Source organism: Priestia sp. P5_B4 (assembly GCF_056400385.1).
This window is the reverse complement of record NZ_JBFULJ010000001.1, coordinates 15848-41785: the sequence shown is the minus strand read 5'-3', so window position 1 is coordinate 41785 and position 25938 is coordinate 15848. Positions and strand designations below refer to the sequence as shown.

20 protein-coding genes are annotated in these 25938 nt (G+C 38.8%); 3 read left to right on the top strand and 17 right to left on the bottom strand.

What is annotated here, in order from left to right; all coding sequences use genetic code 11:
* Window positions 1–9 precede the first annotated feature (9 nt).
* Window positions 10–1023: an NAD(P)H-dependent flavin oxidoreductase gene (locus AC1DRF_RS00180; protein ID WP_274157386.1), complete on the bottom strand. Its 1014-nt coding sequence runs from the start codon at window positions 1021–1023 to the stop codon at window positions 10–12.
* Between the two features lie 251 nt (window positions 1024–1274).
* The gene (locus tag AC1DRF_RS00175; RefSeq protein ID WP_427076844.1) at window positions 1275–2339 is read right to left on the bottom strand and encodes a lactonase family protein; all 1065 of its coding nucleotides are present in this window, start codon (window positions 2337–2339) and stop codon (window positions 1275–1277) included.
* A gap of 333 nt (window positions 2340–2672) precedes the next feature.
* Here AC1DRF_RS00175 and map point away from each other — a divergent pair, with 333 nt between their 5' ends.
* Window positions 2673–3419, top strand: coding sequence for a type I methionyl aminopeptidase (gene map, locus AC1DRF_RS00170; RefSeq protein WP_274157385.1), 747 nt, complete (start codon window positions 2673–2675; stop codon window positions 3417–3419).
* Between the two features lie 27 nt (window positions 3420–3446).
* Here the strand turns inward: map and AC1DRF_RS00165 are convergent, their stop codons facing one another.
* From AC1DRF_RS00165 to gatC, 10 genes are all read right to left on the bottom strand, one after another.
* Window positions 3447–5252 (bottom strand): ATP-binding protein, encoded by a 1806-nt coding sequence (locus tag AC1DRF_RS00165; RefSeq protein ID WP_477740205.1) that lies wholly within the window; start codon window positions 5250–5252, stop codon window positions 3447–3449.
* Window positions 5253–5275: 23 nt separating this feature from the next.
* On the bottom strand, window positions 5276–6259 hold the full coding sequence (locus AC1DRF_RS00160; protein WP_477740204.1) for a BMP family ABC transporter substrate-binding protein: 984 nt from the start codon (window positions 6257–6259) through the stop codon (window positions 5276–5278).
* A gap of 172 nt (window positions 6260–6431) precedes the next feature.
* Window positions 6432–6662: a helix-turn-helix domain-containing protein gene (locus AC1DRF_RS00155; protein WP_013055062.1), complete on the bottom strand. Its 231-nt coding sequence runs from the start codon at window positions 6660–6662 to the stop codon at window positions 6432–6434.
* 13 nt (window positions 6663–6675) lie between these two features.
* Window positions 6676–9414, bottom strand: a complete 2739-nt coding sequence (locus tag AC1DRF_RS00150; RefSeq protein WP_274157381.1) for a GTPase domain-containing protein — start codon at window positions 9412–9414, stop codon at window positions 6676–6678.
* A gap of 195 nt (window positions 9415–9609) precedes the next feature.
* Window positions 9610–10425, bottom strand: coding sequence for a YitT family protein (locus tag AC1DRF_RS00145; RefSeq protein WP_013055060.1), 816 nt, complete (start codon window positions 10423–10425; stop codon window positions 9610–9612).
* A gap of 254 nt (window positions 10426–10679) precedes the next feature.
* Window positions 10680–12053 (bottom strand): 23S rRNA (uracil(1939)-C(5))-methyltransferase RlmD, encoded by a 1374-nt coding sequence (gene rlmD, locus AC1DRF_RS00140; RefSeq protein ID WP_029324650.1) that lies wholly within the window; start codon window positions 12051–12053, stop codon window positions 10680–10682.
* A 95-nt stretch (window positions 12054–12148) separates the two neighbouring features.
* Window positions 12149–13081, bottom strand: a complete 933-nt coding sequence (locus AC1DRF_RS00135) for a diacylglycerol kinase (protein WP_016762783.1) — start codon at window positions 13079–13081, stop codon at window positions 12149–12151.
* A gap of 234 nt (window positions 13082–13315) precedes the next feature.
* Entirely contained in the window at window positions 13316–14746 is a 1431-nt protein-coding gene (gene gatB, locus AC1DRF_RS00130; protein WP_013055057.1) for an Asp-tRNA(Asn)/Glu-tRNA(Gln) amidotransferase subunit GatB, read from the bottom strand.
* A gap of 14 nt (window positions 14747–14760) precedes the next feature.
* Window positions 14761–16218: an Asp-tRNA(Asn)/Glu-tRNA(Gln) amidotransferase subunit GatA gene (gene gatA / locus AC1DRF_RS00125; protein ID WP_477740203.1), complete on the bottom strand. Its 1458-nt coding sequence runs from the start codon at window positions 16216–16218 to the stop codon at window positions 14761–14763.
* A gap of 16 nt (window positions 16219–16234) precedes the next feature.
* Window positions 16235–16525, bottom strand: a complete 291-nt coding sequence (gene gatC / locus AC1DRF_RS00120) for an Asp-tRNA(Asn)/Glu-tRNA(Gln) amidotransferase subunit GatC (RefSeq protein WP_477740202.1) — start codon at window positions 16523–16525, stop codon at window positions 16235–16237.
* Between the two features lie 365 nt (window positions 16526–16890).
* Between gatC and AC1DRF_RS00115 the strand changes: the two genes are divergently transcribed.
* Window positions 16891–17376 carry a DUF3920 family protein gene (locus AC1DRF_RS00115; RefSeq protein WP_043975804.1) on the top strand — a complete coding sequence of 162 codons (486 nt, stop codon included), beginning with the start codon at window positions 16891–16893 and terminating at the stop codon, window positions 17374–17376.
* 55 nt (window positions 17377–17431) lie between these two features.
* Here AC1DRF_RS00115 and AC1DRF_RS00110 read toward each other — a convergent pair whose 3' ends face one another.
* Genes AC1DRF_RS00110 through pcrB form a run of 4 tightly spaced genes read right to left on the bottom strand, consistent with a single transcriptional unit; the run spans window position 17432 to window position 23642 of the window.
* Complete coding sequence (locus AC1DRF_RS00110; protein WP_013055053.1) at window positions 17432–18625, bottom strand: CamS family sex pheromone protein; 1194 nt, start codon at window positions 18623–18625, stop codon at window positions 17432–17434.
* Between the two features lie 13 nt (window positions 18626–18638).
* Entirely contained in the window at window positions 18639–20645 is a 2007-nt protein-coding gene (gene ligA, locus AC1DRF_RS00105) for an NAD-dependent DNA ligase LigA (RefSeq protein WP_477740201.1), read from the bottom strand.
* A gap of 20 nt (window positions 20646–20665) precedes the next feature.
* The gene (gene pcrA / locus AC1DRF_RS00100) at window positions 20666–22915 is read right to left on the bottom strand and encodes a DNA helicase PcrA (RefSeq protein ID WP_477740200.1); all 2250 of its coding nucleotides are present in this window, start codon (window positions 22913–22915) and stop codon (window positions 20666–20668) included.
* A 28-nt stretch (window positions 22916–22943) separates the two neighbouring features.
* On the bottom strand, window positions 22944–23642 hold the full coding sequence (gene pcrB / locus AC1DRF_RS00095) for a heptaprenylglyceryl phosphate synthase (RefSeq protein ID WP_016762776.1): 699 nt from the start codon (window positions 23640–23642) through the stop codon (window positions 22944–22946).
* A 512-nt stretch (window positions 23643–24154) separates the two neighbouring features.
* Between pcrB and AC1DRF_RS00090 the strand changes: the two genes are divergently transcribed.
* The gene (locus AC1DRF_RS00090) at window positions 24155–25537 is read left to right on the top strand and encodes a glycine--tRNA ligase (protein ID WP_013055049.1); all 1383 of its coding nucleotides are present in this window, start codon (window positions 24155–24157) and stop codon (window positions 25535–25537) included.
* Between the two features lie 37 nt (window positions 25538–25574).
* Here the strand turns inward: AC1DRF_RS00090 and AC1DRF_RS00085 are convergent, their stop codons facing one another.
* Complete coding sequence (locus tag AC1DRF_RS00085; protein ID WP_013081447.1) at window positions 25575–25880, bottom strand: YerC/YecD family TrpR-related protein; 306 nt, start codon at window positions 25878–25880, stop codon at window positions 25575–25577.
* Window positions 25881–25938 lie beyond the last annotated feature (58 nt).

Below are 25938 nucleotides of genomic sequence, written 5' to 3'. Positions count from 1 at the left end.
TAATTCTCATCATTCATTTAGTTCTTGTACAAGCTCTTCCACAATAAGATGTGCAGGCAGTTCTTTTGCCAGCGTAAATCCAGTTCCTGCCCACAAAGAAGCGTACTCTGGATTCTTCATTTGTGTAGCTTTTGCTCGAATAGGCTTTGTCATGTAATGAATATGAGGATAGGCGGATGGTGCTGATTTATCATAGGAAATAAAAAAGGCATTCACAAATCCTCTAGCACGTTTCCCTGTAAAAGCTCGTGTGACACCTGTTTCATTAAAACGTTTTTGGAGAATGCTTTCTTTATGAAGAGCACTCGCTCCGCTTTCTGGACAACAAATAAAAGCCGTACCTAACTGAGCGGCAGAAGCTCCTTCCTGTAACACACGTTTGATCTCAGCTCCCGTCATCAACCCTCCCGCAGCAATCAATGGCTTTTTAGTGATTGAGCGAACTTCTTTCAGCAATTTCATAAGCGGGTAATCCACCGAACTCTCTAAAAAAGTAGATCGATGGCCGCCGGCTTCAATTCCTTGCAAACATAGCGCATCCGCTCCTGCTCTCAAAGCCACTTCAGCTTCTTGAGGTGTTGTAATCGTAACGAAAACACGGCTTCCAATTCCTTTTAAACTTGCTACAATCTCTCGATCGGGGCACCCAAATGTAAAGCTCACAGCAGGTACTCGATGTTTTTGAATGATGTCGAGCTTGGCATTCCATTCATCATCATCATTCTTTGGTATACCAACTTGACACTCCAAATATTCAGCTGCTTTTGACAGTTCTTTTTGGTAACAATCAAGTGCATCAACTGCTATTTTTTCATTTGTCGGAACGAACAGATTCACTCCAAAAGGTTTTTTCGTAAGTGAGTGCATCTCTATAATTTCCTGCTCCAATTCACGCGCACTTTTATATCCCGCAGCTAAAAACCCTAGCCCTCCGCTATTAGATACTGCTGCAGCTAGTTTAGGCGTCGAAACTCCTCCTGCCATGGGAGCTTGTACAATTGGATACTCACATATATTTTCCACACTTATCACCTCAGCCTTTCATGCTTTCTCTCTTCATTCTACTATAATCCCAGAAAAAAAAGCCCTCCAAAAGGGCTTTTCTTCCATATGTAGATAGATTATAAATGATGCTAAGGGACGCACACTACCTGACTATTCGCTCAAAGATTCACCTATGCGGATAGCACTAACCCCGCAAGGCAAGTGACAGCCGTTTAGATTTGAAAGCCAGACCTGATTGTTCTTTGATCAGGTCTGGCTTTCTATATCGATTACTTATAGTGGAGGAACTTTACACACACAGCTTCTGGAACCGTAACATTAGATTGAAGAAGCGTTAGCTTTCCACTTTCTTGGTCTCTTTCAAACAGTACCAAATTTCCTGTTTCTTGATTAGACGCTACAATAAATTGTTCCGTTGGATCCAAAACAAAATCGCGCGGCCAGTCGCCTTCAGTGCCTGTCCATTCTACGAATGTTAACTGTCCAGAATCCTGATCTACTTTGAATGTTGCAATCGAGTTATGTCCGCGGTTTCCTGCATAGACAAAGCGGCCATCTGAAGAAATGTGGATCGCACTCCCTTGATTATTTTCTGTAAAATCAGCCGGGATCGCTAAAGTAGCTTGTTGTTGAGTAAAGCTTCCTTTACTTTCGTCATAAGTTAAAAATAAAACTTCAGAGCTGAATTCTGTCATTGCATAGGCATAGCGGCCATTTGGATGGAACGTTAAATGTCTAGGGCCCGAACCAACAGATGTAGAAAGACTGTTGACTTCCTTCAATTTATTCTCTTCCACTTCATATGTCACGATTTCATCAATACCTAAGTCCACAACGGCCACGTGCTTTTCTCCAGGAGTAAAATCGGCATAGTGTACGTGTGGTTTTCCTTTTTGTCCTTTTTTGAGGTCTGAATGAGGATGTTCCACTACGGATGCTACATATTCAATTTCTCCTGTTTCTTCATTAACAGAATACGTCTCAACGCTCCCTTTATGAAAATTAGCAGATAAAACAAGCGTATTATCTTCATTCACTGAAACATAGCAAGGTGGAGCACCGTCTAGCAGCTGTTTGTTTACAAATTTCAATTGCCCTGTGTTTGGATCAATCTTAAAAGCAGCTACTCCGCCTTTTTCTCCTTCTTTAATAACTGTATAAAGATGTTCGTTGTCTTTGCTTACATTTAAGTATGTAGGATTTTCAATTTTAGCCACGGCTTTTACTTCTACAATCTTTTTAGCCTTCGTATCTAACGTAAATGTATAGACACCTTCACTGCCTGCTTTTGTATATGTACCTGCAAATCCAATAAATTTTCCATGTTCACTCATTTTCCTATACCCCTCCTAAAGAATTGTTTTGTTTCATTTATTTTACTATATCATACCGCATTTGTTATAGAGAATGCTCCAATTCAATGTTCATTTATCAGTTTTCCCTACATACCTATCGTCAAACCCTTCCTTTTTAAGCCTGCATCTTGCATTTTCCTACCATTGGGCGTTATGATTAAGGATGATTTTATATCGCCCCATAGCAGACGGCTTCTGTATTTCTTGGATTTTCAAATAAAGAAGAATGAACTGATGAATAGTCGACTTTCATCGCTATAACCGCTGCTCAACTTTTTTCGTAAAGTTACATCAAAAAAGGAGTGAACAACAATGATCACATTAAAAAGTGAACGCGAAATTAATTTAATGCACGAAGCAGGTAAATTATTAGCTTCTTGTCATAAAGAAATCGCTAAAATGATCAAACCAGGCATAACAACAATGCAAATTGATAAATTTGTTGAAGACTACTTAGCAAAGCACGGAGCAACGCCGGAACAAAAAGGATACAAAGGATATCAATATGCAACGTGCGCTTCTTTAAATGATGAAATTTGCCACGGTTTTCCAACAACTAAACCGTTAAAAGACGGTGATATCGTAACCATTGATATGGTTGTAAATTTAAACGGAGGTTTAGCAGATTCCGCATGGACTCATACCGTTGGAGACATTTCAGACGAAGCGCAGCGTCTAGTAGATGTTACATACGAAGCGCTTTTAAAAGGAATCGAGCAAGCACAGCCAGGAAATCGCACAGGTGACATTGGCCACGCTATTCAAAGCTATGTAGAAGGCGAAAAATTCTCTGTGGTACGCGACTTCACAGGACACGGAATTGGAAATACCATGCACGAAGCGCCTACAATTCTTCACTACGGAAAAGCTGGCAAAGGTACACGTTTAAAAGAAGGTATGGTTATTACAATTGAGCCAATGGTAAACGCTGGTACATGGCATTCTAAAATGGATAAAAACGGTTGGACGGCTCGTACAACAGACGGTAAATTATCCGCACAATTTGAACATACACTTGCGATTACGAAAAACGGTCCTCTTATTTTGACAGCACATTAAAAAAACAGCCCTTTTGAGGCTGTTTTCTTAATGTAGAGGAAATTTAATAACAAAAACTGTGCCGTGGGAAGAAGTAGATAATAATTTAATCTGTCCTCCGTGGCTTTCTAGAATACGCTGAGCAATGGGCAGACCAAGGCCTGTTCCGCTATCTTTTGAAGTGGAAAACGGCTGGTACAGAGAATGCTGTATATGCAAAGGAATTCCTTTTCCAGTATCTTCAATGTATAGACAGTAGCTATCTTCATGAACCTGCGAGTAGATTGTAATGACTCCTTCTCCATCCATGGCTTCCATACTGTTTCGAATTAAATTATGAAGAACTTGTTTGATTTGTTTTTCATCTACCTTTAATATATACGGCTGCAGTTTCACATCGAAGATAAGCTTATCTTTTTCTGTGAATTTGCTTGAGTGAGTAATCAAAGGCAATAGCTCATTAATAATCTCCTGCATGCTGACTTTTTTCATCACTGGAGTCCCTGGTTTTGATAACAACAGCATTTCTTCAATGATGTAGTTAATCCTCTCTAGCTCTTTCATAAGCAGAGGCAGGTAAAAACGCTTTTTCTCCTCATCAGAAAGAGACTGATTCATAAGAGATATAAATCCATGAATCACGGCAAGAGGATTACGAATCTCATGAGCAGCTCCGGCTGCCACTTCTCCAACTAGAGCGAGTTTCTCAGACTGATGCATTCGCTTTTCTAATTCTTCGGTATCCGATATATCAATGAAATAAAAAATTCTTCCGATGCTTTCGGTCTGCTCGTTAAACAGCTGCGTTTGAGAGGCTAAAAAGCAATAGCACGTCTCTTTTGTTCCAAATAATACTTTTTTATTTTCGTGAATTTCTCCCGAATTCAACATGCTCCAAAATTCAGTATTATATTCAGGACATTCCTCCATATACCCGCAAATATCCTTTTCATCGAGATCTAAAAACTGCTTTGCTGAGGTATTGGCAAATATACTATTTGTCTCATCTTCCATTGTAATAATTCCAACAGGCAGTGAATTTAAGATCTGCTGGCGATACGCTTTATCTTTAATGATTTTCCAAAATGAATCTTCTAAACTAACCGACATTTGATTGATAGAAGCCGAAAGTTGTTTCAGCTCGATTTGCTTTGTGTCTTGAAGAACAAGACCGTATTCTCCGTCTGCAATGTCATTCACTTTTTCAATCATTTGTTCAATTGGCTTCGTAAGGCTCGCACTCATACGATAAGAAGCATAAAGAGAAGCTACAATAGCACTTACTGTTAAAATTAATAGTAAAATTAATGAATCTTTAATAATGACAGACAGTGTATCTGATAGTGTATCAAGTGAATCAACCGTCTCTTCTTTTGAACTATTAATATCTTTTTTTATCTGATGCAAATCCGGCAAATAATTTTCCTTAAGATACTCTTTTGCTCCCTCTATATCTCCATACTTCAGCAGTCCTTGTACGTTATTAGAAATCTTAAAATCCAGCAGCTCAATTTTTTCCTTCAGTGGAATCAACGATTTTGGCACAGGCTGCTTATATCTTTCATTATTTTCGATAACTCGTGTATCATATGATTGATATTCTTCTATCAAGGAGACAGTGGGGTTCTTTAGATTATTTTTCACAATGTATTCTTTTATGTTCAGCTGCTCTTCCCAATAAGAAAGCCACACCATTTGAGGAACATCTTCATCTTTAATTTCGTTGCTTACATGATTCATTTTATCAACGGCATGCACTAAAACTAAAGAGAACCCGCTTAACATGAATGTAATTAAAAGAAGAATCGTTAATATTTGGCTACGGAATGACATGTTGCGAAATAATTGATTCATAATCATCTCTTTCTTTTTCATAGTTACTTCGGCTGGGTAGACATTCTAACTTTCGAATATAAAATTTGTTTTTCCCGTTTACTGTACATCGGTCCAAAAGGCGCTAGTTTATAAACACCATCCCTGGCGTCAAGTCTAACTTCTCCAGTTGGAAGACCTGTTTTACTAAAATAGTCTTTCATAATCACGTTGTAAGCTTGAGGAACATCATTGATCACACTGGTTAAAATAACAGACCTACCCATGTACGCCTGATCATCTAAATATCCTATTACGTACATTCCTTGTACTTTCGCTTCTTGAATAACTTCTTGATTATATGAATTTCCTTTAGCATAGACGATATCGACGCCTTCATCTTTTAACTCGCGGAGCAGCTTTACTGCTTTTGCTCCATCGTCTCGGCTGTTTACAACTCGATAATAAAAAGCAATCGATGAATCGTACGCTTTTATGCCTTGTTCAAATCCTGGATTTTTTTCTTTTGCAAATGTATCGAGTAATCCAATTTTTTTCGTTTGTGTCTTCATGGCAGCTGCCGTGCCTGCCAGGTGCTCTATTTTTGTTTGATCAAATGTATATACCGTTTGGTTTTTATAAGTTGAAGTACCGTGAATGGTGACGAAATGAACATGAGGATACTTAGGAGCGAGTTCTGTAAAAACGGTAGAAAATTCTCTTCCATGTCCAATTACGACTTTTGTTCCACTTTGAATAACTTTTTCAGCAGCTTCCTTCATTTTTTTGTTTGTGTTTACTTCGCTAATAACTTGAGCCGAAATAGGGTACTGCTGCTCGATGTTGATTTTCCCTTTATAAGCTAGACTGCCCCAGCTTTGATCTGTCAGTACATCAGAGGTGAGAATTGCAACGCTTGTGTTTTCTACTTTTTTTGTCGTTTGCTGACTTATAATCCCTTGTGTTTTCGAAATAATAATAATTAAAAACAAAGCGACAACAATCAGGGCAAGCAATAAAATCAGCCTTAACTGTCTTGATCGTTGCATAGACCTTCTCCTTTTTGTTTAGCATACTTTCATTATATAAAAAAAGCATCTAAAAAGACTACATCTTTAACGAAATTCCAACTTTTTTCGACATTTCTTTCATATCTTACCTTTTTTAACACTTTCATTCCAAAAGAAAAAAGCAGAAAACATCTGTTTTCTGCTTCTGCCTTCAATCTTCATCTTTTACATCCATATCTTCAGGGATAGGCTCATTTAGGTATTCTTCAATTTGTTTTTTGTACTTTTCCATTTGCTCTAAATGGGTGTTAAACTGCTCTTTATTTAATAAGTAGTTTTCACCATCAAATATAGCTCGTACTTTTCCTTCTTGAATCAATTTTTGTACATATTCTTCAGGAAAAGATAGATACTCTGCTGCTTCTTTTATCGTTAAATACATCCTGCTCCACCTTTTATACGTTGTAGTGTACTTCTTCTGTAGCTTTAACCATTAACTCATACTGACGCAAGCTCAGCTGGAATAATGTTAAAGGATCATAGTAAGCTTCAGGATTGGCTTTCATATGACTTAACACGTCTTGATTTTCATTAATATGCGCCTGTGTTTCTTCAATCGTTTCTTTTAAAACCTCTTTTGGCTTTTCAAAGAATAGTTCAATATCAACTTCTAAATTTTTCTCAAATAAATTAAATTGCATAAAAAACTTTGCCAGCATTGATTCTGTGATATCTTGATAGTCTTGACTTTCAATGTACTTTTTATATTGATTATAAAGCAGCGTTTGGTTTTGAAGAATGGAAGAAAACAGTTTTCCCGCTCCTTTTAACAAGAGCTGCGTTGGATTAACGCGAAGTAAAATATTTTCTTCATCCAGCTGAACCCTATTAGCCATACGATTAACATCGCGGCGCCAGTCGTCCAGCACTTTAAAATCGCAGGCTAACGTTAATTTTTGCTCATTGTACATCTTATTTAATGACTCTGCTACTTCTTCAATATCTACTTGACTTGCAATCAACTCTTCATTTGATGTAGCAATCCAGTCCTTTAAAGAAATGCGGAACTTGGGCAGGACATCTTGCTGCAAGTGCTCTTCCACGCGCATATTCATTTGTTTATTCAGCTCAATATGAACCGTACTAAAATCGCTGTCTTCCTTCACTAATTCTGAAGACTTTTTGAGTAAACGAGGAATTTTATTTTTTAGCTTTTTGCTAATATCCTCTTTGATTCCGTGATAAGCCGAAACAATACTACTCGCTTTTTCTTGTTCTAAGTCATCTACTCGATGCAAGAAGCCATTTAATCGCACAAGCATATCTTCGTTCCATTTAATGCTTTCAATCAAATGATTTTCTGTTTGATTTCTCTTCTCCACTAAGCTCTTTAGCATGCTTTGAATAAAGAACAGCAGTCTGCGCGCACGCTCTTCTACTCCAACGTCATTTGGATCGTAATAGAAATTAGCTTTAATAAACTGAGCCAAGTCTCCGTGGTGCTGACTCGATACGTAGTGAGGCGTATAGGCTAATACATGTGCCTGCGGGAAATCAGCTCCAATGCTTGCTTCAAATTCTTTTGTAATTCGCTCAATCGTTGCTTGATTATAAAGACTGTCCATATTGTTGATGACAAAATGAACTGGCGTATTTGGCGCATGCTCTTTGATCTCCAGCAATAATTCTCTTTCTTCATCAAGCAGCGATTCTTTTGCATCAAGCACAAACAGTAAACCATCTGCTAAAGGAGCATATTTAAATGCATCCTGCTCACGTGCCTCTTGTTCTGTAAAGCTTGGCGTAACAATGCATGAACAATTATGCTTATCAAGGAACGCAAAAGGTTTTTTCACTTCTACAAGCGCCTGGTGAGGAGATTGCTCCGCTCCGTCAATCGTTTCCATCGGAACGATTTCTTGATCAGCGATTTGCTGGATAGATTCTTCCTCATCATGAATGAACACAAAGGTTGTTTCGTGATTTTGCGGTACCTTTTCTTCCGTAATCGATCCCACAAATGAAGACGTTGCAGCATTTGTTCCTGTAATTAATAAGTGTGTCGTATGAGCATCTAATAAGAAATCTACCCACCATTTAAAGGTGTGCCCCACTTCTAAACCATTTTCATTAGCCCATTTAATAATGCCATGGCAAAGCTTGTAGTGATATTCAAGACCATCAATGTCGTTACGCGCCTCAAAAATTAATCTGCCTGCATTTTCGATTGTAATGGTATCAATAGTTGACGGAAACTTTTCATTCCATGAAAGCACGGCCGCAGACGGAAATAACGCACGTGACTTATTGGTAATTTTAAGCCAGTTTGTTAATACGTTCGGAATGACTTCATGCAATTCCTTTACAGAATGATCACTTTCCATTAAGTCAGTGTACGTCTCTTGATAAAGAGTTGAAATCTCTTGCCAATAATCATAGAGGCCCACTTCAATATTCAAGAAAATATCATTGATAGTTTTAATCCAAGCAAGATAAGGAGGCTGACTCTTATATTGTTTCCATAAAGCTGAGACAAGCTGTTTGAAATACACTTGATCCACTTTGTAAAATGCAATCATCACTTGATAAAAATAGTTAGGGATAAAGTTTGCTGTATATCCTTTATCTACGTAAGTCTTTAATACCGCAAACCAATTTAACGATTCTGTCCGAATACACTCATCTACCGCAAGCTCCACTGCGCTGTTAAAATCTTCTTGCTCTTCATAAAATCTGCGTGCAATCGCCGTGACGTTTGGATAATCCGGCTGAGAAGCAACCAGCTCGTTAATGACTTCATAAGCTCGTTCAATATTGTTATGGTCCGTATAAAGCGAAAACAGCTTTAGCGCTATTTCAGCTTTTAATACTTTTGAATCCGTTTCGATGGATAGGTAAAGCTCTTCAGCTAGCGTAGACAACCCCAATTCATAATGCGCGTCGGCTGTATTTTTCTTCGCCCACAGCTTAAATTCACCATTTACATTCTCCCACTTAAAAATCGCGGACTCAAAATCTTGATTATGGAAGTAAACTTCTCCCTGGGCTAAGCGAACGAGCGATAAGTCGTACCACTCTTTTTGCTGCTCTTCGTAATAAGCTTGTCCAAGGACTTTTACAGGCGGCTGATTTTCATTTTCTTGCATAAACGTTTCGTAATATTTCTTTTTCGTTAACTGATATTCTACCGTCATATAGTCTCTCCTTTTTGATGTCAATATTTTATGTACTCTATCAAATTCCCTTTTTTATACTTTTCATACACGATATTTTCTTACTCATATTTTACGCAAAAAAAGCCCCAAGAACTACTCTTAAGGCTTTTTTTATAACTTTTATACTATAAAAATGGCTATTTATCATAAATCGGCGCTGAAATAACCAATATATTAATAGGCATCCCGTCGAAACAGCCCCATTACTTCTACCGTTTCCGTAATATTTACGAAAGCTTCAGGATCCACCGATTGAATTAACTGCTTGAGGTTTGCAAGCTCATAGCGTGAAATCACCGTCATTAATATTTTACGGTCTTCTCTTGAATAAGCTCCTTCACCGTTCATTAACGTCACGCCGCGCACCAAATTCGTAAGAAGCTGCTGCTTCATTTCTTCGCCTTTTCTCGTAATAATGGTTAACGTGAGCTTAATATGGCGAGTATGAATCGCATCCACTACTTTTCCTGTGACGAAAATCGAAAGCATCGTATATAAAGCCGCGTCCCAATTTACAAAAAAACCTGAAACAAACACAACCACGGCATTCATCGCTGATAATATAGCGCCAAGCGGAAATTCTTTTTTATGCGTAAGAAGCATCGCAATAATATCAAATCCACCTGTCGAAGCTGACTGACGAAAAACAAACCCTACGCCAATTCCAGTTAAAACTCCTCCAAAAACAGCTGACAGAATAGGATCTGTACTAACAGCTCTCAAGGGAATCACGTATAAAGCAATTGATAAAGCCACAACGGACAGCAGGGTATGTAAAACAAACCGCTTTCCTAACTTCATAAAACCAATAATTAAAAGGGGTAAATTTAACAAAAAATTCATTGTTCCCGTGCTTGCAGGCGTTAAAATTCCTATAATCATAGCAATACCGCTAATGCCGCTGCTTAACACTTTATGGGGGATTAAAAACCAATTGTATGCAAATCCAATTAACACAGAACCTGCTATAATAGCAATTGCTCTATACATGATGTCCCTTCACCTCTTACCACAAATATAATGTTTTCATTTATTGCTTCTTTATTATAATTCCTAAAATATTGAAAACCTTAAAAAAAGTATATTCAGAAATTTGCTGTGTTGGTGGGGTGGACAAACGGCAAAATGAAACGGACATACAAGCAGTTAATGCTTTTAGTATAGAAATTCTGACTTTACTTTTTGCATACTTGTTTAAGCAAAAAAGCTGCTATCTTTACTAAGATAGCAGCTTTGATGAAGAGTTATTTTAATTTTAATACAGCCACATTCTCCACATGCGTCGTATGCGGAAACATATCAACAGGCTGAACTTCAACCGTCTCATATCCGCCTTTTTCTAAAATAGCTAGGTCACGTGCGAGAGTTGCTGGTCCGCATGAAACATAGACAACTTTTTTCGGCTTCATGTCAATGATGGTATTCAAAAGAGCTTCGTCGCATCCTTTTCGCGGCGGATCTACGACGATGACGTCCGCTTTGATACCTTGTTTGTACCAGTTTGGAATGACGACTTCTGCTTCGCCTACTTCAAATTCAGCGTTGTGAATACCGTTTAGCTCAGCGTTGCGCTTTGCATCTTCAATCGCTTCAGGCACGATTTCAACGCCATATACTTTTTTTGCTTTTTGAGCGAGAAATAACGAGATTGTTCCGATTCCACAGTAGGCGTCAATTACCGTTTCTTCTCCTGTTAAATCTGCATACTCAAGCGCTTTGTCATAAAGCACTTTCGTTTGCTCAGGGTTTACTTGGTAAAATGATTTTGCTGAAATGGCAAATTTAACGTCGCCGATATAATCGTAAATATATTCTTCTCCCCAAAGTACGTTCGTTTGGTTCCCTAAAATAACGTTTGTGCGCTTGCTGTTTACGTTTTGAACAATTGATTTCACGTTCGGCACGGCTTCGATAATGTCTTCTATAATACGCTTTTTGTTTGGCAGCTCAGCTGTACGAGTCACAATGACAACCATGATTTCACCCGTTACAAGTCCGTAGCGCGCCATGATATGACGAAGTGAGCCTTTATGTTTTTGTTCTTGATAAGCAGAAACGCCATGCTTTTCACAGATTGATTTGACAGCTTGAACAACATCATCATTTGCCTGCTGCTGAATCAAACAGGCATCCATGTTAATGATGTCGTGGCTTCGCTGCTGATAAAACCCAGCGACCAAACCGCCTTCTCGTTCTGCTACGGGAACTTGAGCTTTGTTTCGATAGCGCCAAGGATCGTTCATTCCTAGGGTCGAATGTACCGGAACGTCAGGTAAATGGCCAATTCGCGCCATGACGTCTTTTACTTGCTTTTGTTTAAATTGCAGCTGTCCTTCATAGCTTACATGCTGCAGCTGACAGCCTCCGCACTGCTTGTAGACCGGACAGGGTGCTTCAACACGCTGTTCACTAATTGTATGGTGCTTGATAAGCTTGCCAAACGCATAGCCTTTTTTTACTTTAATGACTTTTACTTGGCCGCTTTCGCCGGGCAGCGCATTTTGAACGAAAACAGGAAATCCGTTCACTTTCGCTACACCCGCTCCGTCATGCGTTAAATCTTCAAACGCAACATCTATATATTCATTTTTTTCTACAGGTGGTTTTAATTTTTCCATTTATCGTTACATCCTTTTAGTCATTTGAAAATGCTGAACTGATTGTACCATAAGAGCCAAAGCCAAACAAAGAAAAGCATGAAAAAAGATCGCAATTAGGCGATCTCATTTTTTTCCATCAATTCAGCTGTTGCTTTTGGAACAAAGATTTCTACATGGCGATATAAGTTTACAAATTCCCCAGGCAATAATCCGCCGTACTCGCCATCTAGATTTAACTGCATTTTATCATTTGTATGAATTTTAACACGGTTCGCTTTTGTGTAGATAATATGAGGATCATTGATGTGTTCTCCTCGCAGCGCAAGTGTCGCAATTCGAATAAATTCAGCTAAATTTGCTTTCTTTAAAATAATTAAATCAAACATGCCGTCATCTAAAGAAGAATCTGGTGCCAGCTTTTCAAAACCGCCGACTGAGTTCGTTAAGGAAACGAGGAAGAACATAATCTCGCCGCCAAAGAATTTTCCGTCATACTCAATTTCAACAGATGTTGGTTTAATAGAAGGAAGCATTTCCATGCCTTTTAAATAGTAAGCTAGCTGTCCAAGCATTGTTTTTAACTTGCTTGGCACTTCATATGTTAATTCAGTTAAACGGCCGCCTCCGGCGATATTTACAAAGTAATGCGTTTCTCCGTCGTTTGTTACACAGCCCAAGTCAATTGGCTTTGTTACGCCTTCTACAATGACATCAATAGCGCCTTCAATCGTACGCGGCACATTAATGGCACGAGCAAAGTCGTTGGTTGTTCCAACAGGAATAATACCTAGTTGCGGACGATAGTCTTGTCCAGCGATACCGTTTACGACTTCATTGATGGTACCGTCTCCACCGGCTGCAATTACAACGTCAAAACGACGTTCTACTGCTACTTTAGCAGCTTCTGTTGCATCACCAGCGCAAGTTGTAGCATGACAAGATGTTTCGTAGCCTGCTTGCTCTAGCTTTTGCAAGACTTCCGGTAAGTTTTTCTTAAAAATTTCACGGCCCGATGTCGGGTTATAAATAATTCTCGCTCTTTTCATATTCATCATCCTAATAATGATAATTTGTCACAAATCTTTGCCTACTTTTATCAGTGAAAGAATGCCCCCTCACATTACATCATCAACAAGAGGGGGCATGAACAAACATATTATAAAGAAATTAACCTTGATATACAATATTCACGTTTCGGTTTTTATTCATACCTTCAGCGCGATCGCCCTTACTCATAATAAATGTGAGATGGATATCCACCTCACATTTAGTTATCAAATTTAGCGTTTATTAATTTCTTCTAAAAGAATTTTATTAACCATCGGTGGGTTCGCTTGGCCTTTTGAGGCTTTCATAATTTGACCAACTAAGAAGCCAATTGCACGATCCTTACCGTTTTTGAAATCTTCAATAGATTGAGGGTTTGCATCTAATGCATCTGTTACGAATTTACGTAAAGTTGCATCATCAGAAATTTGTACAAGACCTTTTTCTTTTACAATTTTCTTTGCATCTCCGCCATTTTCAATTAATTCTTTGAATACTTTTTTCGCAATTTTAGACGAAATTGTACCTTCTTGAATTAATTGAATCATACCAGCTAGACCTTCAGGTGTTAAGGCTACATCTGAAAGTTCTTTTTGGTTTGAGTTTAAGTAAGCAGAAACTTCACCCATTAACCAGTTAGAAGATAGCTTCGCATCTCCGCCCGCAGCAAGCGTTGCTTCAAAGAAATCAGACATTTCTTTTGTTAGCGTTAATACCATTGCATCATAAGCAGGTAAGCCAAGCTCTTCTACATAGCGCTTTTTACGAGCATCTGGAAGTTCAGGAATCGAAGCACGAACGCGTTCTTTCCACTCTTCGTCGATGTGTAATTCTAATAAGTCAGGCTCTGGGAAGTAGCGGTAGTCGTCAGATCCTTCTTTTACACGCATTAGAATTGTTTCGCCCGTAGACTCGTCAAAACGGCGTGTTTCTTGCTCGATTAAGCCACCAGACAATAACACTTTTTCTTGACGAATTTCTTCGTGTTCAAGACCACGGCGCACATAGTTAAATGAGTTTAAGTTCTTTAACTCAGCTTTTGTACCGAACTCTTCTTGTCCAACTGGACGTAAAGAAATATTGGCATCACAGCGAAGTGAACCTTCTTCCATTTTACAATCAGATACGCCTGTATATTGAATAATTGATTTTAATTTTTCTAAATAAGCATATGCTTCTTCAGGAGAACGCATATCTGCTTCTGATACAATCTCAATTAGAGGTGTACCTTGACGGTTGAAGTCTACTAGTGAATAGCCATCGCCTGTATGCGTTAGCTTACCAGCATCTTCTTCTAAATGAAGTCGGTTGATACGAATACGCTTCGTTTCACCTTTAACTTCTACTTCAATCCAACCGTTCTCGCCAATTGGTTTATCAAATTGAGAGATTTGATAAGCTTTTGGGTTATCCGGATAGAAATAGTTTTTACGGTCAAACTTTGTATCTGTTGCGATTTCACAGTTTAGCGCAAGCGCTGCTTTCATTGCAAAATCAACTGCTTCTTTGTTTAACACAGGTAATACGCCAGGATAACCTAAGTCAATTACACTTGTGTTAGCATTTGGAGCCGCACCAAATGCGTTTGGACTTGCTGAGAAAATTTTAGATTTTGTCTTAAGCTCAACGTGTACTTCAAGACCAATAATCGTTTCAAAGTTCATCTTTATCTCACCCCTTACAGTGCTGGTTTCGCTTTATGATGCTCAGTTGCTTGTTCGAATGCATGAGCAACACGATAGATTGTGCTTTCGTCGAAATGCTTACCGATAATTTGTAACCCTAATGGCAATCCATTTGATAAGCCGCAAGGCACAGAAATACCAGGTACTCCAGCAAGGTTTACTGGGATTGTTAAAATATCGTTTGCATACATTGTTAATGGATCATCTGTTTTCTCACCAATTTTGAATGATGGAGTTGGCGTAGTTGGCCCAATGATAACGTCATAGTTTTCAAATACAGACTCAAAGTCTTGCTTGATTAACGTACGTACTTGCTGTGCTTTTTTGTAGTAAGCATCATAATAACCAGAGCTTAACGCAAATGTTCCAAGCATGATACGGCGTTTTACTTCGTTTCCAAAGCCTTCGCTTCGAGACTGCTTGTACATTTCAATTAAGTTCTCAGCATTATCTGTACGATATCCGTAGCGAACGCCGTCAAAACGAGATAAGTTAGCAGACGCTTCAGAAGAAGATAATAGATAATACGTAGCTAATGCGTATTTAGAGTGTGGAAGTGATACTTCTTCCCAAGTTGCGCCTAGTCCTTCTAACACTTTTAGTGCATCTAAAACAGACTGGCGAGCTTCTTCGCCTACACCTTCGCCTAAGTATTCTTTTGGAACAGCAATTTTAAGACCTTTTACGTCACCTGTTAAAGCAGATACATAATCCGGTACATCAATATTAGCAGAAGTAGAATCCATTGGGTCTACGCCTGAAATTGCTTGAAGTAAGTATGCATTATCTTCAACAGAATTTGTGATTGGTCCGATTTGATCTAAAGAAGATGCAAATGCCACTAATCCGTAACGAGATACGCGACCATACGTTGGTTTTAATCCGACAACACCGCAATAAGCAGCTGGTTGACGAATTGAACCACCTGTATCAGAACCTAAAGAAAACGGAACTTCTCCTGCTGCTACAGCTGCAGCTGAACCACCGCTAGATCCACCTGGTACGTAATCTAAATTCCATGGGTTGCGCGTTAACTGAAGACCTGAGTTTTCAGTTGAAGAACCCATTGCGAATTCATCCATATTTAATTTACCGATTGTTACCGCTTCAGCTGCCTGCAATTTTTGAACAACTGTTGCATCATAAATCGGATCAAAGTTTGCTAGAATTTTACTAGAGCAAGTTGTACGCAAATCTTTTGTGACAATATTATCTTTTACACCGATTGGCATACCAAATAATAGGCCAAATTCATCTTTTGTTTGTAGTGCTTCATCTAGCTCTTTTGCATAAGCACGAGCATTGTCTTCATTAAGCGCTAAGAACGCACCTACTTTATCATCTACTTCATTAATACGTTTATATGATTCGTCTACTAAATCTTGTACACGTACTTCTTTCTTGTGTAAAAGGCTATGTAGTTCTGAAAGTTTACGATCGAATAAAGACATCGTAAAGCCTCCTTCCTTATTCTAAAATAGTTGGCACTCGAATGTAGCCATCCTTGTGGTCTGGCGCATTTTTTACTACGGCTTCAATTGGTAAACCTTTAGCTGGCTTATCTTCACGCATTACGTTTTTCATATCCAATACGTGAGAAGTTGGTTTTACATTTGTAGTATCTAACTCATCTAATTGTTCTGCATATGTAATAATAGCATCTAATTGTTTTGTAAATAGTTCTGCTTCGTCATCCGTCACCGCAAGTCTCGCTAAGTTTGCAACGTGTTTTACTTGATCAACAGAAATTCTTGACATGTTCCTTCACCTCCGAATATTCGTCCCACTACAATATACTGATAATACCAAACTTCACTAGCAACAGGCAACATTTCTGAGACTAGTTCCTAAAATATTAAAAACCCCGCCAGGCAAGACAGGGCTTACATTTATCACTTCTATTTTATACCAAATCTATTTCATTCAAACAACATTCCATACTTTTCCTTCGTCATAAAATATTTCTCTCTTGCATAGGTATAAAATAACCTTCTTTTTAGAAAAGATAGATAGAAAGAGAAACATGCTTCAGATGAACACACCACCATGTTTTAATTTCACTAGTCTTTGGGAAAGTAAAGAAAACGAATAACTACTTTACCGTAAAAGAGGTGCTATAAAAATTGAATAAAATACTTATACAGTCAGTCATCCACCAGCGCCCTGTGTATCAGCAAAGCGGAAGATGGTTTGTATTAGATGAAGAATTCAAGTGGGATTTGCCCACCTTGCAAAAAGATGTTTTTGCTTGTTTAAATAAAGCCTTTCATATTCCTATCATTTTTTGTGATTCATGCGAAGCCAATAAAATTGTCTCTGCTCTTGGAGAAGAAGAAGCAGAATACCTGCAGTTTGCATCAGGCGTTTACTGGCGAGAAGTCGGCATTATATTTATTTTTAAATTTGATGACTATCTTCCGCTTATTGAAACGATCTTTCACGAGCTGCGCCACTATATTCAAGATCACATCCCTTATTATCAGAAAGAATTTGAGCTGGATAAAAAGCGCCCGTATGAAGAGCGGACAACCGAACAAGATGCGTTTGCATTTGCTGCTTATTATCTTGCTAAGTTTACGAGACAAAATTCTCACGCCATTTCTTCATAGGAGGCAATTTCATAGAATTGAAAAAAGACACTGCTTGAGCAGTGTCTTTTTTTGCTTACTCTTCGTAAATATGAACGAACGGCTTGTCTTCATCTGCTTTTCTAACAATGAGCGCTTCCGGTCCGCTTACTGAGTTAATAGAGATACTCGTTTCCATATATGAAGGGAAATGATCAAGCATTAAACCAGCAACGTACTGAGTAAATCCTACAATTTCACCTTTTCCGTAAAATTGTACGGGAATATCAATCGTCATTTTTTGAAGCTGTCCATCTTTGTAATACCCTTTCCCTACTACGCTTGTAAAGTTCGGGAAATAGTCTTCGATTTGCGCTTTAAACTCATCAAATTTCATCGCATCATCTCGGTGATCTTTTGTTGCATCTGATGATGGGAATAAATAATATTTCTCGTCTAAATCATCCCAGCTGCCAACGGCCGTATCATTTGAACCTGCATTTCCGACAGCCATAAAGTTACCTGGCGTTAAAGAAGCCTTAGCACTTTGTTTAAATAACGCTACTCGAATTGGAACGTTTTCTAAGCCCTTGATATTGCGCATCCGCTGCACAATTTCATCGGCCATCTTTTTGCCTTGCTCTTCAATATTTTTATCAGTTAGTTGTTTTTCACGAGCATAACCATTTTCTTCTGTATAATAATGAACAGAATTCATCGCCAGGCCAATTGTGACGCCTCCAAGTTTGACCTTGTCGTCTCCGTCTTGAATAAGGTAGTCTTGCTCAGTAATGTTCGCTAAGTACATTGGGCTTGTTTCGTTACGAGTTTTCAAATCGCCTTTTTCCGTATCGATTGGATTTAACCCATTGTTTTTAAGCTTCTTTTTCGCCGTAGCATCTTTTGTTTTGCTTTGAAGATCTTTAAACTGTTTATCGCTCAGCTTACGGCTTAACCATGAGCGAATAGTATCTTTATCAAGGTACTGGCCTTCTTGATACACATATTTTTTCGGAGAATAGCTATCTGTCGATAAGCGCATTAAGCCTGTTTCAAATTCTTGCGCATCCAAGCGGTTGTTTAAGTTTGCTGCTACTAAGCCTCTTGCCACTCCCGCTTTAAATGGAAGAATTGTTCGGTAATAATCATCTGAAATACTATACTTCGGAATAACTGCTTTTTCTTTCTTATTGTTGGTTTGTTGAACAGTCTCTTTATCGTCCGAAAGATTCGGTGCACACGCTGAAGTTACAAGCATGACCGCAAGAGAAAGTAACAATATCTTTTTCAACTACACACACCTCTTATTTATTTAATTCCGTAAGTAGCCTTGCCTCATCCCATACTTCAATTTCAAGCTCGTTAGCTTTTGTCAGTTTGGAACCAGCCTCTTCCCCTGCCACAACAAGGTCTGTCTTTTTACTTACGCTTCCTGTGACTTTACCGCCAAGTGCTTCAATTTGTGCTTTTGCATCATTGCGAGATAACTGTTCAAGCTTACCTGTTAATACAACGGTTTTACCAGCAAAAACAGAATCTACATTTTCTACACTTACAAGCTTGGGTCCTTTGTATGTAAGGTTTACTCCATACTCTTTTAATTCATGTATAAGTTCTTGAACCTCTTCTTGTGTAAAGTAAGCGACAATAGCATCAGCCATTTTGGCACCAATTTCATTAATTGCCACTAATTCATCATACGTTGCTTTTGTTAACTTGTCTATGGTTTCAAAGTGCTGAGCTAACGTCTTTGCAGCTTTTGCTCCGACATGGCGAATGCCCAAACCAAAAAGCAAACGCTCAAGCGAATTTTCTTTCGATGCTTCGATGGCTGCAATCAAATTATCAGCAGATTTCTCACCCATGCGCTCAAGCTCGATTAACTGCTGTTTTGTAAGCGTATAAATATCCGCTACGTCTTTAATTAACTGTTCGCGAAATAATTGCGATATAACTTTTTCACCAAGTCCATCAATGTTCATCGCATTGCGGGACACGAAATGAATAAGTCCTTCACGAATTTGAGCAGGACAGCTTGGATTAATGCAGCGAAGCGCAACTTCTCCTTCTAAACGCACCAGTTCACTTTCACATTCCGGGCAGTGAGTAGGCATCGTAAACTCTTGCTCTTCTCCCGTTCGCTTCTCCTCAATCACATTCACTACCTCAGGAATAATATCTCCTGCTTTTTTTACTACGACATAATCTCCGATCCGAATGTCTTTTTCACGAATCAAATCTTCATTGTGAAGAGACGCACGCTGTACCGTCGTACCTGCTACTTGAACAGGCTCCAAAATAGCTGTTGGCGTAATGACACCTGTACGGCCTACCGTCAGTTCAATATCTACAAGCTTGGTTACAACTTCTTCAGCGGGAAACTTATAAGCAATAGCCCAACGTGGACTTTTGGCCGTTGTTCCAAGCTCAGCCTGCTGATCAAATGAATCTACTTTTACAACAATGCCATCAATATCATAAGATAGTTCTGGACGTTGCGTTTGCCAGCTTTCGATGTAAGCAATCACATCATCAATGGTTTCACACGTCTGTCTTTCCTTATTTGTTTTAAAACCAAGCTCATCGAGTAAATTCAAACTTTCGCTGTGAGAGTCGATTTCTAATTCTCCTGTATCAGTCATGGCATATACAAAGATATCTAAATTACGTTTTGCCGCAATTTTAGGATCTAGCTGACGCAGTGAGCCTGCAGCTGCGTTACGCGGGTTAGCAAACGGAACTTCATCCCTTTCCATTTTTGCTTCATTAAGTGCTTCGAATGATTTTCTCGGCATAAATGCTTCTCCGCGAACTTCCATTGATAATGGTTCTTTAATTCGCAGTGGAATAGAGCGAATTGTTTTCAAGTTTTCAGTAATATTTTCACCCGTCGTACCGTCTCCGCGCGTAGCTCCCAGCACTAAGTATCCATCTTCATAGCGAAGAGATACAGCAAGGCCGTCAATTTTAAGTTCGCATACATAAGAAAACTCATCTCCAACGGCTTGGCGCACTCGGCGATCAAAATCCCGAAGGTCTTCTTCATTAAATGCATTTCCTAAACTTAGCATAGACGTTTGATGCTGAACCTTGTCAAACGCATCGAGCACTTGGCCGCCGATGCGCTGAGTAGGTGAGTCAGCTGTTTTTAATTCTGGAAATGATTCTTCTATCTCAATTAACTCATTCATTAATTTATCGTATTCTGCATCTGGAACAGATGGCTGATCTAACACATAATATTCATAGCCATATTGATTTAATAAGTCGCGTAATTCTTGAACGCGTGATTTTGCTGTCTCAAACTCCATATTCTAGCTCCTTTTCACGATTACACTTTCGTAACCGGGGCAAATTTAGCAAGCAGTCTTTTTACACCTGTAGGACTAGGAAAAGCAATGTCTAATTCTTTTGAATCTCCTTCTCCTTTTACACTTACAACTGTACCAATTCCCCATTTTTTATGCTCGGCCTTGTCTCCAACGCTCCATCCAATTGATTCACTGCCTGTTGACACAAGCTTCGTTTTTGCCACGGCCGCTTGTCGGCGCGCTGCAAAAGGCGAAGCTGAAGCCCCTGAACGACCAGCAGCAGGTTTGCGCATTGCTTCATTTAAAGATTCCACAAGCTCGCTTGGGATTTCTCCAATGAAGCGGGATTTTGGATTAACGTTTGTTTTACCAAATAGTGTGCGCATTTGAGCATTTAATAAAAACAATTCTTGTTCAGCACGCGTAATCCCTACGTAGGCTAAGCGTCGTTCCTCTTCCATTTCATTATCTTCGAATAATGATCGGCTATGAGGGAATACGCCTTCTTCCATACCCATTAGAAAAACAACCGGGAACTCTAGACCTTTTGCCGAGTGAAGCGTCATCAGAATCACTTGTTCGTTCTCTTCTTCTTCCTCGTCGTCAAGCTTATCGATATCAGCAACAAGTGCTAAATCGGTTAAAAATGCTACTAAGCTTTTATCTTCACTTGCTTCTTCAAACGTTTTTGTGACAGATAAAAACTCATCAATATTCTCTAAACGGCTTTGTGCTTCAATTGTTTTTTCCACTTTAAGCGCTTCACGGTATCCTGTTCTTTCTAATACTTGTTCCACAAGCTCTGTAACAGACATATAGTCTTGCATTTGAGCTAAGTTCGAAATCATCAATTGGAAATCACGAAGGGCTTTTGTTGCTTTGCCTGTTAACCCCATTAATTCTACTTCATCCAGCGCTTTGAAAATAGAAATGTCATGAACGTTTCCATAATTGGCCACTTTATCGACTGAAGTAGCTCCCACTCCGCGCTTTGGAACGTTCACAATACGAGCTAAGCTAATGTCATCATCTTGGTTGGCAATTAAGCGCAAGTACGCAAGCAAATCTTTAATCTCTTTGCGGTCGTAGAACTTAATGCCGCCGACAATTGTATAATTAATATTGGATTTTAACAGCACTTCCTCCATCACACGAGACTGTGCATTTGTACGATACAAAATGGCAAAATCACTGTATTTACGCTTTCCGCTGTCTACTGCTTCTTTAATTTTACGTGCTACAAACTGTGCCTCATCATGCTCACTCATTGCTTGGTAATGATAAATCTTCTGACCTTCATCGTTTTCCGTCCATAAGTTTTTCACTTTACGATTCATATTGTTTGCAATGACGCCGTTTGCCGCAGCCAAAATCGTTTTAGTTGAACGATAATTTTGTTCAAGCAAAATAGTTTTGGCTTTTGGGTAATCTTTTTCAAATGACAAGATATTTGTAATATCAGCCCCGCGCCAGCGGTAAATAGACTGATCTGAATCCCCTACTACGCATACATTTTCAAATCTTGCAGCTAGCAAGCGAACCAGCATATACTGTGCATGGTTTGTATCTTGATACTCGTCCACATGAATATATTGAAACTTGCGCTGATAGTAAGTTAACACTTCAGGAACTCGTTTAAATAGCTGAATCGTTGTCATAATCAAATCATCAAAATCGAGCGCTTGGTTTTTCTTTAAACGCTTTTCATACTCTTTGTAGACTTTGCTTACAACTTCTTCATACGGCCCCGCTGCTGTTTTATCAAATTCTTCCGCTACTTTCAGTTCATTTTTAGCTGAACTAATGCTTCCTAATAACGAGCGCGGATCGAATTTTTTTGGATCGATGTTTTGATCTTTTAAAATATTTTTAATAACGGACAGCTGATCCGTTGAATCTAAAATCGTAAAGTTACGATTAAAGCCAATACGATCAATATCTCTTCGTAAAATACGCACGCACATCGAGTGGAACGTTGAAATCCAGATATCTTCTGCCACTCCGCCAACGATATTTGAAACACGCTCTCTCATTTCACGAGCTGCTTTGTTTGTAAAAGTAATGGCTAAAATATTCCAAGGTGCAACTTCTTTTTCTGCCATTAAAAACGCAATTCGATGCGTTAATACACGTGTTTTCCCACTTCCTGCACCGGCCATAAGTAATAGTGGTCCGTCTGTCGTTTTAACTGCCTCTTGTTGCTGAGGGTTTAATCCTGTTAATAATTTTTCACTTAAAAAATTCACGTTTTCACCGCCTATATCGAACATATATTCTCTATTCTACTTTATTTATTTTTCACTGTGCAATATTCTTTTTTACTGCTTTTACAGTTTTTAACGCTTCCGATAAATTTGTATAAATAACATTTCCTACAATAACCGTATCGGCTAGCTCTCCCATCTCACTCGCTTGCTCTTTTGTCTCAATACCTCCGCCGTAAAATAATTTCGTCTCATTTAGTGAATTTTTCACTTCTGCCACTAATTCAGGATCTCCATACGTTCCGCTGTATTCTAGATAAAAAACGGGCAAATGAAACATGCGTTCAGCCATACGAGCATACGCTACAACGTCTTCTGCATCCAAATCTGTTTTCGCTTCCGTTAGCGCAGCTACTTTTGCTTCGGGGTTAAGTACGCAGTATCCTTCTACAAAAATTTCATCCCAGTCCATGATCTCTCCGTATTCCTTCATAGCTGCGTGATGTAAATCAACAATCCACTTTGGATCCTTGCTGTTTAAAACGGTCGGAATAAAATAAGAATCAAACCCAGGTGTTACAGAGTCAATTGTTGATACTTCAAGCGCACACGGCACCGTGTAGCGGCGAATACGCATTAACAGCTGCAGTACATTGTCTAGAGTCACTCCATCAGATCCTCCGACAAGAACCGCATCCGTGCCGGATTCGCAAATTTTCTCTAAATCTGCATCTGAAATCTCTTTATTAGGATCTAATTTAAAGACATGTCTCCACTCTTTAATATCATACATATATGTTCCTCCATTTCTTTACACTTAAAAGTTCGCGCTTGTCCATTTGTTCATTATAACAAAACTAAGGGGGTGAAATGAAAGGAAAACCGAACTTTTCATCACGTTTTTTGTTTTCAAAAAATATGTATAAAAGATATGGTTTTATCCTCAAATCCCCGAAGAAAACATCACAAAAAAAGCCCATTTTGCACAAGGTTATTGTTTCTCTGCATAGGATATGCTAATATATAGCTACTAAAATTCATATGATATACGCTGAAGGATCAATAGTACTTAAATCCTCTTCACAAAGCGAACTAGGGACGGTGGGAGCCTAGAGAATGGTTTAAGGAAAAGGCAATCTGGAGTATATACAGACGAAGGTGGATACATTTTGTATCAACCAGGGTGGAACCGCGGGAAAAACTCTCGTCCCTGGGCATATTGTTGATATGCCCAGGGACGAGAGTTTTTTTGTACCCGCTCTTTTTGTTTCGCTTGAATCACTACCATTTACAGGAGGAATTAGAATGTCAAAAACAATGGATCAAATCGTATCTCACGCTAAACACCGCGGCTTTGTATTTCAAGGATCTGAAATTTACGGCGGTCTTGCAAATACATGGGATTACGGCCCGCTTGGCGTAGAATTAAAAAACAATATTAAAAAAGCATGGTGGAAAAAATTCATTCAAGAATCTCCATACAACGTTGGTTTAGACGCTGCGATTTTAATGAATCCAAAAACATGGGAAGCTTCTGGTCACTTAGGAAACTTTAATGACCCAATGATCGACTGTAAGGATTGTAAAGCCCGTCATCGTGCCGATAAATTAATTGAAGAAAAACTTCAAGAAAAAGGCATTGAAATGATCGTAGACGGCCTTTCATTTGATGCAATGGCTGACTTAATTAAAGAACATGAAATTACATGTCCTGAGTGTGGTTCAGCTAACTTCACTGAAATTCGTCAATTTAACTTAATGTTCAAAACGCACCAAGGTGTAACTGAAACATCAACAAATGAAATTTACCTTCGTCCTGAAACAGCTCAAGGTATTTTCGTAAACTTTAAAAACGTTCAGCGCTCAATGCGTAAAAAGCTTCCGTTCGGTATCGGCCAAGTGGGTAAAAGCTTCCGTAACGAAATTACACCTGGTAACTTCACATTCCGTACGCGTGAATTTGAACAAATGGAACTTGAATTCTTCTGTAAACCAGGCACTGAATTAGAGTGGTTTAACTACTGGAAAGAAACATGTAACAAATGGCTTCTTTCTCTTGGTATGAAAGAAGAAAACGTTCGTCTTCGCGATCATGATGATGATGAACTTTCTCACTACAGTAATGCAACAACAGACTTTGAATACAAGTTCCCATTCGGCTGGGGAGAACTATGGGGCGTAGCTTCTCGTACAGACTATGACTTAAAGCAGCATATGGAACACTCTGGAGAAGACTTCCAATATGTTGATCAAGAAACAAACGAACGCTATGTACCTTACTGCATCGAGCCTTCTTTAGGCGCTGACCGTGTAACATTAGCTTATATGATTGATGCATATGAAGAAGAAACGTTAGAAGATGGCTCTTCTCGTACAGTTATGCAGCTTCACCCTGCTTTAGCACCATTTAAAGCTGCTGTATTGCCACTTTCTAAAAAGCTTTCTAACGAAGCTCGCGCTGTCTTTGAAGATTTAGCAAAATACTTTATGATTGACTATGATGATGCTGGTTCAATCGGTAAACGTTACCGTCGCCATGATGAAATCGGTACGCCGTTCTGTATTACATTCGATTTCGATTCATTAGAGGACAATCAAGTAACAATCCGTAACCGCGACACAATGGAACAAAAACGTGTAGCAATTAGCGACCTTAAAAATATCATTGAAGAAGCAACTCAATTTTAATTAAAAAATAAGCGTATGGCTGCTTCAGCCATACGCTTTACTTTTGATTTGAATCTTCTTGAAGGCGTTCTAACACCATTTGATACGCATCGCTTCCATAATTCAAGCAGCGTTTAACACGGGAAATAGTCGCTGTACTTGCTCCAGTTTCCGTCTCAATTTTATGGTACGTGTTGCCTTCTCTCAGCATTCTTGCTACTTCTAAGCGCTGTGCTAATGATTGAATTTCATTAACTGTACATAGGTCATCAAAAAATTGATAGCATTCTTCAAGGTTTTCTAATGATAAAATCGCTTGAAATAGCTGATCTAATTCTTTTCCTCGTAGTTTGTTGATTTGCATCGTATCGAACTCCTTTATCATTGGCTTTCTTTACTGGTTGTTTCTATCTATAAAATAC

Bases quoted from the DNA above. Each gene is read 5' to 3' on its own strand.
- AC1DRF_RS00135 (WP_016762783.1), bottom strand. From the start codon at position 13,081: ATGAAAAGAGCGAGAATTATTTATAACCCGACATCGGGCCGTGAAATT.
- ligA (WP_477740201.1), bottom strand. From the start codon at position 20,645: ATGGAGTTTGAGACAGCAAAATCACGCGTTCAAGAATTACGCGACTTA.
- AC1DRF_RS00150 (WP_274157381.1), bottom strand. From the start codon at position 9,414: ATGACGGTAGAATATCAGTTAACGAAAAAGAAATATTACGAAACGTTT.
- AC1DRF_RS00160 (WP_477740204.1), bottom strand. From the start codon at position 6,259: ATGCAACGATCAAGACAGTTAAGGCTGATTTTATTGCTTGCCCTGATT.
- gatA (WP_477740203.1), bottom strand. From the start codon at position 16,218: ATGTCTTTATTCGATCGTAAACTTTCAGAACTACATAGCCTTTTACAC.
- AC1DRF_RS00155 (WP_013055062.1), bottom strand. From the start codon at position 6,662: ATGTATTTAACGATAAAAGAAGCAGCAGAGTATCTATCTTTTCCTGAA.
- AC1DRF_RS00175 (WP_427076844.1), bottom strand. From the start codon at position 2,339: ATGAGTGAACATGGAAAATTTATTGGATTTGCAGGTACATATACAAAA.
- AC1DRF_RS00085 (WP_013081447.1), bottom strand. From the start codon at position 25,880: ATGCAAATCAACAAACTACGAGGAAAAGAATTAGATCAGCTATTTCAA.
- gatB (WP_013055057.1), bottom strand. From the start codon at position 14,746: ATGAACTTTGAAACGATTATTGGTCTTGAAGTACACGTTGAGCTTAAG.
- pcrA (WP_477740200.1), bottom strand. From the start codon at position 22,915: ATGTTCGATATAGGCGGTGAAAACGTGAATTTTTTAAGTGAAAAATTA.
- AC1DRF_RS00090 (WP_013055049.1), top strand. From the start codon at position 24,155: ATGTCAAAAACAATGGATCAAATCGTATCTCACGCTAAACACCGCGGC.
- map (WP_274157385.1), top strand. From the start codon at position 2,673: ATGATCACATTAAAAAGTGAACGCGAAATTAATTTAATGCACGAAGCA.
- AC1DRF_RS00165 (WP_477740205.1), bottom strand. From the start codon at position 5,252: ATGAATCAATTATTTCGCAACATGTCATTCCGTAGCCAAATATTAACG.
- pcrB (WP_016762776.1), bottom strand. From the start codon at position 23,642: ATGTATGATATTAAAGAGTGGAGACATGTCTTTAAATTAGATCCTAAT.
- AC1DRF_RS00145 (WP_013055060.1), bottom strand. From the start codon at position 10,425: ATGTATAGAGCAATTGCTATTATAGCAGGTTCTGTGTTAATTGGATTT.
- gatC (WP_477740202.1), bottom strand. From the start codon at position 16,525: ATGTCAAGAATTTCTGTTGATCAAGTAAAACACGTTGCAAACTTAGCG.
- rlmD (WP_029324650.1), bottom strand. From the start codon at position 12,053: ATGGAAAAATTAAAACCACCTGTAGAAAAAAATGAATATATAGATGTT.